Below are 11,961 nucleotides of genomic sequence, written 5' to 3' on the forward strand. Positions count from 1 at the left end.
GTCCGGCCCGTCACCGCATCCGTGGGCTCTGTGCCCAGACCCGGCTCCACCGGGCCAATGCCACCCATCCTCCGACGCTAGCCCCCGACGCACACCCCCCACAATGCGCCGGAGCCCGTCAACTCAGGCGGGACTACTCGCCCTTGGCCGCCTTCTTCTCCTCGGCGTCCTCGATGACCGCCTCCGCCACCTGCTGCATCGACAGCCGACGGTCCATCGACGTCTTCTGGATCCACCGGAACGCGGCGGGCTCCGACAGCCCGTACTGGGTCTGCAGGATCGACTTCGCCCGGTCCACCAGCTTCCGCGTCTCCAGCCGCTGCGAGAGGTCCGCGACCTCCTTCTCCAGCGCCTTCAGCTCCGTGTACCGCGACACGGCCATCTCGATCGCCGGGACCACGTCGCCCTTGCTGAACGGCTTCACCAGATACGCCATCGCGCCCGCGTCCCGCGCGCGCTCCACCAGATCCCGCTGCGAGAACGCGGTGAGCATCAGCACCGGGGCGATGGACTCCTGCGTGATCGTCTCGGCCGCCGAGATCCCGTCCAGTACGGGCATCTTCACGTCCAGGATCACCAGGTCGGGCCGGTGCTCGCGGGCCAGCGCGATGGCCTGCTCGCCGTCGCCCGCCTCGCCGACGACGGTGTACCCCTCTTCCTCCAGCATCTCCTTGAGATCGAGGCGGATCAGCGCCTCGTCCTCGGCGATGACGACACGGGTCGTCAGCGGGGGCACGTGCGACTTGTCGTCGCCATCGGCTGCGGGCTGGGTCGACTCGGGGGACGTCACAGGGGCTCCTTGGTACGGGGCAGGTTACTGCTGCCACGAGCCTACCTAGCTGATGTGCCTACCGAGCACCGGGTACACTCCCAGCAGCAACCTTGCCGGGTTGGCGGAATGGCAGACGCTGATGTCTCAAACACATCTGCCCGAAAGGGCGTGCGGGTTCGACTCCCGCACCCGGCACCACACGCAAGCGGATGCTCACGTTCTCGTGAACATCCGCTTTTTGCTGCACATAGCTACGTTCAGTCGCACAGAGTGCCGGCATGCACTTTCACGGCACAGCGGTGCGACAGCAGGCCCTGACGCTACTGCGCAACGGAGCTAAGAACGCAGACGTGGCACGCCAGCTGGACATCCCGGCAGGCACCATCAGCTACTGGAAGCACATGGACCGCGCTCACCGCGGAGAGCTTCCAGGGAGACCCAGCGCGCAGTGCCCGAGGTGTGACGGGCGACGACTCGACCAGGCAGCGTATTCCTATCTCCTCGGCCTCTACCTCGGAGACGGGCACATCGTTCAGTACTCCGGTCACCGGGTGCCCAGCCTGATGATCACCTGCTGCGACAGCTGGCCGGGGCTCATGGACGAGTGCGAGCGGGCCATGTACGCCGTCTTCCCCGATAACCGTGTCTGCCGAGTCCGCAAGACTGGCTGCCACAACGTGAAGGTGTACTCAAACCACCTGTGGTGCGTCTTTCCGCAGCATGGCCCCGGCAGGAAGCACGAACGCACCGTCGCCCTCGAGCCCTGGCAGCAGGACATCGTCGACGCGCACCCCTGGGACTTCATCCGAGGGCTCATCCACTCCGACGGTTGCCGGATCACCAACTGGACCACCCGTATCGTCGCCGGTAAGCGCAAGCGCTACGAATATCCCCGGTACTGGTTCACCAACGTCTCGGACGACATCCGGCAGCTCTACACCGACACCCTCGACAAGCTCGGCATCGCCTGGACGCACTGCACTCGCAACGGCAATCCGTACAATATCTCCGTCGCCCGCAAGGCATCCGTCGCGCTGATGGACGCCTATGTCGGGCCCAAGTACTAGAGAGCGCCCCGCTAGCCGGACACGTCGTCCTCGCCGATGTGGTGGACCCTGACCAGATTCGTGGAACCGGGGACGCCGGGCGGGGAGCCCGCCGTAATGACCACCGTGTCGCCCCGCTCGCAGCGGCCGATCCGCAGGAGTTCCTCGTCCACCTGGGCGACCATCGCGTCCGTCGAGCCGACGTGCGGGCCGAGGAACGTTTCCACACCCCAGGTGAGATTGAGCTGGGAGCGCGTCGCCGGGTCGGGAGTGAAGGCCAGCAGCGGGATCGGGGAACGGTAGCGGGACAGGCGCTTGACCGTGTCTCCGGACTGGGTGAAGGCGACCAGGAACTTCGCGCCCAGGAAGTCGCCCATCTCCGCCGCCGCGCGGGCGACCGCGCCGCCCTGGGTGCGGGGCTTGTTGCGTTCGGTGAGGGGCGGCAGGCCCTTGGCGAGGATGTCCTCTTCCGCCGATTCGACGATGCGGGCCATGGTGCGGACCGTTTCGACGGGGTATTTGCCGATGCTGGTCTCGCCGGAGAGCATCACCGCGTCGGTGCCGTCGATGACCGCGTTGGCGACGTCGGAGGCCTCGGCGCGGGTCGGGCGGGAGTTGTCGATCATCGAGTCGAGCATCTGGGTGGCGACGATGACCGGCTTGGCGTTGCGCTTGGCGAGCTTGATCGCGCGCTTCTGCACGACCGGGACGTCTTCGAGCGGCATTTCGACGCCCAGGTCGCCGCGGGCGACCATGATGCCGTCGAAGGCGGCGACGATGTCGTCGATGTCGGCGACGGCCTGGGGTTTCTCGATCTTGGCGATGACGGGGACGCGGCGGCCCTCTTCCTTCATGACGCGGTGGACGTCGACGATGTCGCGTCCGCTGCGGACGAAGGACAGGGCGATGATGTCGGCGCCGGTGCGCAGGGCCCAGCGGAGGTCCTCGACGTCCTTCTCGGAGAGTGCGGGGACGGAGACCGCGACGCCGGGGAGGTTGAGTCCCTTGTGGTCGGAGACCATGCCGCCCTCGACGACGAGGGTGGTGACGCGGGGGCCGTCGACGGCGGTCACTTCGAGAGTGACCTTGCCGTCGTCGACGAGGACGCGCTCGCCGGGCGCGACGTCGGCGGCGAGGCCTTCGTAGGTGGTGCCGCAGGTGTGGCGGTCGCCCTGGACGCCGTCTTCGACGGTGATGGTGAAGGTGTCGCCGCGTTCGAGAAGTACGGGGCCTTCGGTGAATCGGCCGAGGCGGATCTTCGGGCCTTGTAGGTCGGCGAGTACGCCGACGCTGCGGCCGGTTTCCTCGGATGCCTGGCGTACGCGCTGGTAGCGGGCCTCGTGTTCGGTGTAGGTGCCGTGGCTGAGGTTGAGGCGGGCGACGTCCATTCCGGCTTGGATCAGTGCCTTGATCTGGTCGTATGAGTCGGTGGCTGGGCCCAGGGTGGAAACGATTTTCGCTCGGCGCATGGTTCGACCCTAGGGCTTACCGACGGGTAGAGATGAGGGCCGGTATGACGACTCAACAACCTTTGCGTGAAAGGTTATTGACAAGTGTTGAATTGTGCGCGCGGGTGCTCTGATGAGCATTTCCGGTGGGCGCGGGGTGTCTTCAGCCTTTGAGGCGTACGAGGTTGGCGGGCTGCCCTGCTGAGTGGGTGTCGGCGCGGTTGGGCGGCGCGTCGTGGTGGGTGAGGCCGAAGGTGGTGAAGGCGGTGCGGGCGGGGAGCGGGTAAGGGGTGCCGCCGGTGAGGGTGTTGAGGATGGTGGCGCTTCGCCAGGCGGCGAGGCCGAGGTCGGGGGCGCCGACGCCGTGGGTGTGGCGTTCGGCGTTCTGGACGTAGACGGATCCGGTGACGGCGGGGTCGAGGGTGAGGCGGTAGTGGGCGTCGATGCGGGGGCGCTCGCTGCGGTCTCGGCGGATATAGGGGTCGAGTCCGGCGAGCAGCCGGTCCAGGGGGCGCTCTCGGTAGCCGGTGGCGAGGATCACGGCGTCGGTGGTGAGGCGGGTGCGGGTGCCTTGTTGGAGGTGTTCCAGGTGGAGTTCGATCTGGGTGTTGCCGAGGCGTCCCGCGGTGCGGACGGTGACGCCGGGGGTGAGGACGGCGTCGGGCCAGCCGCCGTGCTGGGTGCGCTGGTAGAGCTCGTCGTGGATGGCGCTGATGGTGTCGGTGTCGATGCCCTTGTGGAGTTGCCATTGGCGGGGGACGAGCCGGTCGCGCTGGGCTTCGGGCAGGGCGTGGAAGTAGCGGGTGTAGTCCGGGGTGAAGTGTTCGAGGCCGAGTTTGGAGTACTCCATGGGGGCGAAGGCTTCGGTGCGGGCGAGCCAGTGGAGTTTCTCGCGGCCCGTGGGGCGGTGCCTGAGGAGGTCGAGGAAGACTTCGGCGCCGGTCTGTCCTGAGCCGATCACGGTGATGTGGTCGGCGGTGAGGAGGCGTTCGCGCTGCTGGAGGTAGTCGGCGGCGTGGATGACGGGGACGGTGGGGGCGTCGGCGAGTGGCTTGAGCGGCTCGGGGATGTGGGGGGCGGTGCCGATGCCCAGGGCGATGTTGCGGGCGTAGGTGCGGCCGAGTGCCTCGGCTTCGCCTTCGTGGTCGATCTGGGTGAAGTCGACCTCGAACAGGTGGTGTTCGGTGTTCCAGCGGATGGCGTCGACTTGGTGGCGGAAGTGGAGTCCGGGGAGGTGGCGGCTGACCCAGCGGCAGTAGGCGTCGTATTCGGTGCGTTGGATGTGGAAGCGCTCGGCGAAGTAGAAGGGGAAGAGGCGGTCGATGTCGCGGAGGTAGTTGAGGAAGGTCCAGGGGCTGGCGGGGTCGGCGAGGGTGACCAGGTCGGCGAGGAAGGGGACTTGGAGGGTCGCGCCGTCGATGAGGAGGCCGGGGTGCCAGTGGAAGGTGGGTTGTTGTTCGTAGAAGGCGGTGGTGAGGGGGTTCGGCAGGCCGTGGGCGAGGGCGGCGAGGGAGAGGTTGAAGGGGCCGATGCCGACGCCTACCAGGTCGTGGGGTGTCTCGGGGACGGTGGGAGGGTGTGCGGTGGTCATCGGGGGGTGTGTCCTTCCGCGGGCGACAGCGTCGCTTCGATGTGCTTCTCGTTGTGCGGTTCGACGTGCTTGTCGATGTGCTTGAGGAGTTCGGCGAGGTCGTGGGGGGTGGTGTGCGGGTTGAGCAGGGTGGCCTTGAGCCAGAGGCGGCCGTCGAGGCGGGCGCGGCCCAGTACGGCTCGGCCTTCGGTGAGGAGCTGGCGCCGGACGTGGGCGATGGCGTGGTCGTCGGCGTCGGTGGGGCGGAACAGGACGGTGCTGATGGCGGGCGGGGCGTACAGCTCGAAGGCGGGGTGCCGGTGGATGTGGTGGGCGAAGTCGGCGGCGAGGGCGCAGACGGCGTCGACGAGGGCGCCGAGTCCGGTGCGGCCGAGTGCGCGGAGGGTGACGGCGGTCTTGAGGATGTCGGGGCGGCGGGTGGTGCGCAGGGAGCGGCTGAGGAGGTCGGGGAGGCCCGCTTCGGTGTCGTCGTCGGCGTTCAGGTAGTCGGCCTGGTGGGCGATGAGGGTGGTTTCCGCAGGGTCGCGTACGACGAGGAGTCCGGCGGCGACGGGTTGCCAGCCGAGTTTGTGCAGGTCGAGGGCGATGGTGTGGGCGTGCTGTAGGCCGTCGAGTTGCGCGCGGCGGGTGGGGCTGAACAGCAGGCCGCCGCCGTATGCGGCGTCGATGTGGAGTCGGGCGTGGTGTTGTCGGCAGAGTGCGGCGATGGCGGGGAGCGGGTCGATGAGTCCGGCGTCGGTGGTGCCCGCGGTGGCGGCGACGAGGTGGGGGCCCGGCAGTGTGGTGAGGGCGTGGCGGAGGGCGGCCGGGTCGAGGGTTCCGTGGGGTGCGGGGATGGTGGCGGGGGTGGGCAGGCCCAGGAGCCAGGCGGCGCGGTGCAGTGAGTGGTGGGCGTTGGCGCCGGTGATGACCTGGACGGGGTGGCGCGGGGCGCTGGCCTGTGCGCTGGCCTGTTCTTCATTGGCCTGTGTGCTGGCCTGTTCGCGGGCGAGGAGGAGGGCGAGCTGGTTGGCTTCGGTGCCGCCGGTGGTGACGAGGGCGTCGGCGGCGGGGTGGACTTCGGCGGCGAGTGCGCGGGTGACGAGCGCTTCGAGCGCGGATGCGGCGGGGGCCTGGTCCCAGGAGTCCAGTGAGGGGTTGAGCGCGGACGCGGCGAGGTCGGCGGCGGTGGCGACGGCGAGTGGTGGGCAGTGCAGATGCGCGGCGCAGAGGGGTTCGGCGGGGTCGGCGGCGCCTTCGGCGAGCAGTCGTACGAGGGTGTGCAGGGCCTCTTCGGCGCCGGTGCCGTGTGTGGGGAGCGGTTCGCCGACGGTGTCGCGTACGTGGGCGGTGACGGTGGCGGGGCCGCCTGCGGGGAGGGGGCCGTGGCGGGTGTGCGCGCCGTCTTGGAGTGCGTCGAGGACGGTGCTGAGCAGGGGTCGCAGGGCGCTGGGGCCTGTGGTGCCTCCGGAGAGGGGTGGGGTGCTGCTCATGGTGTGGCGGTGTCCTTCGGGTGCGCGTGGTGCCGGGGCACCTGCCTGTACGTACCGGGAACACCAGCTTGTCCGTGTGTGCGGCGGTGCACCCGGTCAGCTCAACGAGCTGCACCCGAAAGTGGTATCGGCCCCCTCGCCGCCAGCGCGGTGAGGGGGCCGAGGGAAGTCTTCCCGCCAGGGCTCTTCCTGCTAGGGCCCTTTCTGCTAGGCCCTGGCGTCGCGTACCCGTAGGGCCCGTGCCAGGTCGTCGAGTTGGTCGATGAGTTTGCGGCGCAGGCTGGGGCTCGGGTCGGCCTGGGCCAGGCAGGTTTCGCCGAGGCGGAGTGTCTCGGGTGTCACGGCGGCCGCGGGGAAGGCCCAGCGGCCCGCCGCGTCGGCGATGGCGGGGCCGCGGCGGGCGGCGACGGTGACGGCGTCCTCGTAGAAGCGGGGGATGTAGTCGCTGACGAGGTCGAGTTGTTCGGGTTGCCAGAAGCCCTGGGCGGTGGCGGTGAAGAGGTAGTTGGAGAGCTCGTCGGCGGCGAACATCCGCTGCCAGGCCTGGCGCTTGGCTTCCGGGTCCGGCAGTGCGGCGCGGCAGCGGGCGGCGCCCTCCTGGCCGGTGGCGCTGGGGTCCTGGAGGAGTTCGGCTTCGATGACGGCGTCGTCGATGGCGCCGAGTACGGCGAGTCGGCCGAGGATGCGCCAGCGCAGTTCGGGGTCGAGTTCGGGGCCGCCGGGGACGGTGCCGTTGTCGAACCAGTCGCGGATGGCGTCGGGTTGGGTGGCGGCGCTGATGAGGTGGCGTACGGCGGTGAGGCGCAGTCCGGGGTTGCTGCCGTCTTCGGTGCGGCGGATGAGGTCGCGGCAGAGGCTGGTGAGGGCGGCGAGTGCGGCGGGCCGGTCCTCGGGGGTGGTGTAGCGGTCGGCGATGTGGGTGGCGGCGAAGGCGAGGACGCCTTGGACGAGGGCGAGGTCGGTTTCGTGCGGGAGGTGGGTGCGGGCGGTCTCCAGGTAGGCGGCGGGCTGGAGTTCGCCGTCGCGGACCATGTCGCGCAGGGCGTTCCACAGTACGGCGCGGGTGAGCGGTTCGGGGATGCCGGAGAGGTCGCGTAGGGCTGTCTCTTCGGAGGTCTCGTCGAGGCGGATTTTGGCGTAGGTGAGGTCGCCGTCGTTGAGGAGGACCAGGGCGGGGCGTGGTCCCGTGCGGGTGGTGGGCTCGGCTTGGGGCAGGTCGAGTGCGAAGTGTTCGCGCGGGACGAGGGTACGGCCGTCGGCGAGGTCGCGGTCGTAGGTGCCGACGGTGACGCGGTGTGGGCGTTCGCCGTTCTGTCGGACGGTGAGTTGCCAGGATCCGGCCGCCGGGGTGATGTGCGGGGTGAGGGTGTCGATGCCGGTGGTGCGCAGCCAGGCGTCGGCCCAGGCGTGGACGTCGCGGTCGGTGGCGTCGGCGAGTGAGTCGATGAAGTCGGCGAGGGTGGCGTTGGCGAACTTGTGTCGCTTGAAGTGGGTGTTGATTCCGGTGAGGAAGTCCTTTTCGCCGAGCCAGGCGACGAGTTGGCGTAGCGCGGAGGCGCCCTTGGCGTAGGAGATGCCGTCGAAGTTGAGCTGTGCGGCGGCGGTGTCGGGGACGAGTTCGGGGTCGGGGGCGACGGGGTGGGTGGAGGGGCGCTGGTCGGCGTCGTAGCCCCAGCATTTGCGGGCGACGCCGAAGTCGGTCCAGGTGTCGGTGAAGCGGGTGGCTTCGGCGGTGACTTGGTAGCCCATGTACTCGGCGAAGGACTCGTTGAGCCAGATGTCGTCCCACCAGCGGAGGGTGACGAGGTCGCCGAACCACATGTGGGCCATTTCGTGGGCGATGACCATGGCGCGGGTCTGGCGTTCGGTGTCGGTGACGGCCGAGCGGTAGACGAATTCGTCGCGGAAGGTGACGAGGCCGGGGTTCTCCATGGCGCCCGCGTTGAATTCGGGGACGAAGGCCTGGTCGTAGGAGTCGAAGGGGTAGGGCTCGTCGAACTTCTCGTGGTAGCGGTCGAAGCAGGCGCGGGTGACGGTGAGGATTTCGTCGGCGTCGGCGTCGAGGTGGGGGGCGAGGGAGCGGCGGCAGTGCAGGGCGAAGGGCAGGCCGCGGTGCTCGGTGCGGACGGAGTGGTAGGGGCCCGCGGCGATGGCGGCGAGGTAGGTGGAGATGCGGGGGGTGTCGGCGATGGTCCAGCGGCCTTCGCCGTCGGGGGTGGCGATGCCGTTGCCGAGGACGGTCCATTCGGGGGGCGCGGTGACGGTGAAGGCGAAGGCGGCCTTGAGGTCGGGCTGGTCGAAGGCGGCGAAGACGCGTTGGGCGTCGTCCATGCAGAGCTGGGTGTAGAGGTACGTTTCGCCGTCGGTGGGGTCGGTGAAGCGGTGCATGCCTTCGCCGGTGCGGGAGTAGTGCATGTCGGCGTCGACGCGGAGTTCGTGGGGGCCCGCGGTGAGGCCCTTGAGGGGGAGGCGGGCGCCGTCGAGGGTCTCCGGGTCGAGGGGGTGTCCGTCGAGGGTGGCGGTGCGCAGGGCGGCGGGTTTGAGCTCGACGAAGGTGTCGGTGTCCGTGCGGGCCGTGAAGTGGATCACGGTGCGGGAGGTGAAGGTGGTGTCGCCATCGGTGAGGTCGAGGTCGACCTCGTACCGGTGGACGTCGAGGTGCCGGGCTCGGGTCTGCGCTTCGTCGCGCGTCAGGACGGACATGGGGGTCATGCTGCCTGATGGGCGGGGTGTGGCACAGTGCCGGGTCCGCCGCGGGCTACTCGTCGGCGGTGTGGGGGGTGGTCTCGTCGGCGATGGTCTCGTGGTGGCGGATGACCTCGGCGATGATGAAGTTGAGGAGCTTCTCGGCGAACGCCGGGTCGAGTTTGGCGCTTTCGGCGAGGCGGCGCAGGCGGGCGATCTGCTCGGATTCGCGGGCTGGGTCGGCCGGGGGCAGGCGGTGCCGGGCTTTGAGGTGGCCGACCTGCTGGGTGCATTTGAAGCGTTCGGCGAGCATGTGGACGACGGCGGCGTCGATGTTGTCGATGCTGTCGCGCAGGCGGTCCAGTTCGGCGCGTACGGCGGCGGCGTCGGCGCGTACGGCGTCGTCGGCGCGGGCGTCGGCGTCGTCGTGGCTGTGGCGGGTGTCGCGGGTCGTCATGGTGGGTGAGCCTACGGGGCCGCGGACGTCGCGGTATGTGCCGGGGCCCGTGCTGCGAGAGGGCCCGACCGGCCCGTCCGGCGGCCGCGTACTCGTACAGTGGAAGGTCCCTGGCCGACGGCGAGACGAGCTTGCGGGGGTGTACGGGTGGCGAACGGCGGACCGGTCGAGCACGGATACCCGCATCTGGACACGGTGCGGTCGGCGATCACCGCGCTGTACCGGCGGCTGTCGTATGACACTGTCCACACGTTCGACAGCAGTGTCGCCGCCGCCGATGTGGCTTTCGCGGACGTCGACGACCTGCACCTGGGCGTGCAGCGGGTGGCCAGGGTGATGGTCCAGCATCTGCGGCTGCCGGACGCCCGGATGATCGTCGGCTTCCGCGAGATGGAGCACGCGGCGCATGTGGAGCTGGCGGCGGGGCCCGAGTACTTCATCGAGCTGAACGACCGCTTCCGGCGGCATCGCAGGGATATCGGCGCGGCGCTGGCCCACGAGGTGATGCATGTGTATCTGCACCGCCTGGACCTGGCGTTTCCCGGTGTCCGTGACAACGAGATCCTCACCGACACGGCGACCGCGTATCTGGGCGCGGGCTGGCTGCTGCTCGACGCGTTCCGCGAGGACGGCGCGTCCTCGCAGAAGCTGGGCTATCTGACGCCGGAGGAGTTCGGGTACGTGCTGGCCAAGCGGGCGCGGGCGTTCGGCGAGGATCCGGCGATCTGGTTCACCAGTCCGCAGGCGTACACGGCGTACACGAAGGGCGCGGCGATGGCCCGCCGTGACGAGCGGCAGCCGCCGCTGCTGGCCGCGGGCTGGTCGGGGCGGCGGCGGTACGCGAAGGACCGCAAGTACGCGCGGGATCACCGGGTGGCTGGTCCGGCGGCCGGGGCGTCGGGGCGGTATGTGTTCGACGGGCGGGCCGAGCTTCGGGTGTCGTTCCCGTGCCCGACGTGCCAGCAGCGGATCAGGGTGCCGGTGCGGGGGCGGGTGCGGGCGCGGTGCGGGCTGTGCCGGACGGTGCTGGAGTGCGACACCTGAGAGGCGGCACGCCTCTCCCTTCTTCTGCCTGTGGCTGCTATCTTCACGGCGCGATCCGCACCTAACAAATGTTAGGTCGATTTGCTGGGATCGGCCTGGATGGGAGTTCCGCGATGCACCTGTCCCGACGCGCTCTGCTGACCACCGCGGCCGCCTCCGTCGGCGCTGCCGCGCTCGCCCCGCGGGCGGCGGCCCACGGGTGGCGTACGCCCGGCACCGGGAAGGACGTACGGCACATCCCGCTGGAGGGCGCGGTCAATGTCCGCGACCTGGGCGGCTACCGGACCTACGACGGTGAGCGGGTGCGGTACGGGATGGCGTTGCGCGCCGACGAGCTCGGCGAGCTGACCGACGCCGATGTGCGCACCGTCGACGGTCTGGGCCTGAAGCGGGTGGTCGACTTCCGGGTCCCGTTCGAGGTCGACCACGGCGGGCCCGACCGGCTGCCGCCGGGGCTCACGCCGGTGTCCAGGCCGGTCAGCGACCTGGGGCTGTACGCCTTTCTGCTGTCCGTGATCGGCTCCGCCGACCCGGTACGGCAGGAGGAGGCGCTGGGCGGCGGTCGCGGTGCGGAGCTGATGCGCGGGATCTACCGCGCGTTCGTCACCGACGCGGACAACCGCGCCCGGTTCGCCGAGACTCTGCGGGATCTGGCGGGCGGGGTGCGCGGACCGCTGCTCTACCACTGCACATCGGGCAAGGACCGTACGGGCTGGACGAGTTATATCCTGTTGCGGATGCTGGGGGTGCCGGACACCTCGGCCCGCGAGGACTATCTGCTCTCCAACGTGTTCCGCGCGGAGGCCGACCGGCGCACCCGCGAGGCGGTGCGCGACCTCGGGCTCATGGAGAACCCGGACCTGCTGATCCCGGTCCAGGAGGTACGGGCGAGCTACCTCGACGCGGCGCTCGACCAGGCCGAGCGGGATTACGGCGGCCTGTTCGGCTACGTCAGACACGGCCTGTCCCTGGACACCTGGACCCTGTTCACCCTGCGCCACCGCCTGGTCGGGTAAGCACCCGCCTACCCCCAGGCACACCGGCCCCGGCGTGCGCCGGAGCCCGGCCCGGCTCAGGCCTCAGCCCCGTCCGGGCCTGGCCCCCCGTCCGGAGCCGGGGCCGCCTGGGGGCCAGGACCCGACTGAGGGCCGGGACCCGCCTGAAGGCCAGGCCCCGGACGGAGGCCAGCGCCCACCTGAAGGCCAGGCCCCGGACGGGGGCCAGCGCCCGCCTGGAGGCCGGGACCCACCTGGAGACCAGGCCCCGGACGGAGGCCAGGGCCCGCCTGGAGGCCGGGACCCGCCTGGAGGCCAGGGCCCGGACGGGGGTCAGGGCCTGCCTGGGGATGCCTGGGCAGAGGGGGGCTGTCAGGCGGCGGCGTGGCGGCCGCCGCCCTGGGGGCCGCCTGTCTCTTATAAACAAAACCGAGCCCACCAGACGCTACAG

9 protein-coding genes and 1 tRNA gene are annotated in these 11,961 nt (G+C 70.1%); 4 read left to right on the forward strand and 6 right to left on the reverse strand.

Annotated elements, in window-relative coordinates; translation table 11 throughout:
• Window positions 1-133: 133 nt before the first annotated feature.
• Window positions 134-790: an ANTAR domain-containing response regulator gene (locus ACX6XY_RS27070; RefSeq protein WP_460336178.1), complete on the reverse strand. Its 657-nt coding sequence runs from the start codon at window positions 788-790 to the stop codon at window positions 134-136.
• Between the two features lie 94 nt (window positions 791-884).
• On the opposite strand from ACX6XY_RS27070, the gene ACX6XY_RS27075 reads away from it, so the two are divergent.
• Together ACX6XY_RS27075 and ACX6XY_RS27080 are read left to right on the forward strand one after the other, a co-directional pair.
• Window positions 885-970: transfer RNA gene (locus ACX6XY_RS27075), tRNA-Leu, on the forward strand.
• Window positions 971-1,050: 80 nt separating this feature from the next.
• Window positions 1,051-1,839, forward strand: a complete 789-nt coding sequence (locus ACX6XY_RS27080) for a transposase (RefSeq protein ID WP_460336180.1) — start codon at window positions 1,051-1,053, stop codon at window positions 1,837-1,839.
• Between the two features lie 11 nt (window positions 1,840-1,850).
• On the opposite strand, the gene pyk is transcribed toward ACX6XY_RS27080, so the two are convergent.
• The 5 genes from pyk to ACX6XY_RS27105 form a co-directional block, all read right to left on the reverse strand.
• Complete coding sequence (gene pyk, locus ACX6XY_RS27085) at window positions 1,851-3,287, reverse strand: pyruvate kinase (protein WP_460336183.1); 1,437 nt, start codon at window positions 3,285-3,287, stop codon at window positions 1,851-1,853.
• A gap of 142 nt (window positions 3,288-3,429) precedes the next feature.
• Entirely contained in the window at window positions 3,430-4,857 is a 1,428-nt protein-coding gene (locus ACX6XY_RS27090) for a lysine N(6)-hydroxylase/L-ornithine N(5)-oxygenase family protein (protein ID WP_460336186.1), read from the reverse strand.
• Window positions 4,854-6,329: a pyridoxal phosphate-dependent decarboxylase family protein gene (locus tag ACX6XY_RS27095; protein WP_460336189.1), complete on the reverse strand. Its 1,476-nt coding sequence runs from the start codon at window positions 6,327-6,329 to the stop codon at window positions 4,854-4,856. Before ACX6XY_RS27095 ends, ACX6XY_RS27090 begins: the two co-directional genes overlap by 4 nt.
• A 207-nt stretch (window positions 6,330-6,536) precedes the next feature.
• Window positions 6,537-9,041: an aminopeptidase N gene (gene pepN / locus ACX6XY_RS27100; RefSeq protein WP_460336192.1), complete on the reverse strand. Its 2,505-nt coding sequence runs from the start codon at window positions 9,039-9,041 to the stop codon at window positions 6,537-6,539.
• Window positions 9,042-9,087: 46 nt separating this feature from the next.
• Window positions 9,088-9,471, reverse strand: a complete 384-nt coding sequence (locus ACX6XY_RS27105; protein ID WP_460336195.1) for a chorismate mutase — start codon at window positions 9,469-9,471, stop codon at window positions 9,088-9,090.
• Between the two features lie 147 nt (window positions 9,472-9,618).
• Between ACX6XY_RS27105 and ACX6XY_RS27110 the strand changes: the two genes are divergently transcribed.
• Together ACX6XY_RS27110 and ACX6XY_RS27115 are read left to right on the forward strand one after the other, a co-directional pair.
• Window positions 9,619-10,515, forward strand: coding sequence for a hypothetical protein (locus ACX6XY_RS27110; RefSeq protein ID WP_460336196.1), 897 nt, complete (start codon window positions 9,619-9,621; stop codon window positions 10,513-10,515).
• A gap of 113 nt (window positions 10,516-10,628) precedes the next feature.
• Window positions 10,629-11,531, forward strand: coding sequence for a tyrosine-protein phosphatase (locus tag ACX6XY_RS27115; protein ID WP_460336199.1), 903 nt, complete (start codon window positions 10,629-10,631; stop codon window positions 11,529-11,531).
• Window positions 11,532-11,961 lie beyond the last annotated feature (430 nt).

It is taken from the genome of Streptomyces sp. O3, from assembly GCF_054788135.1.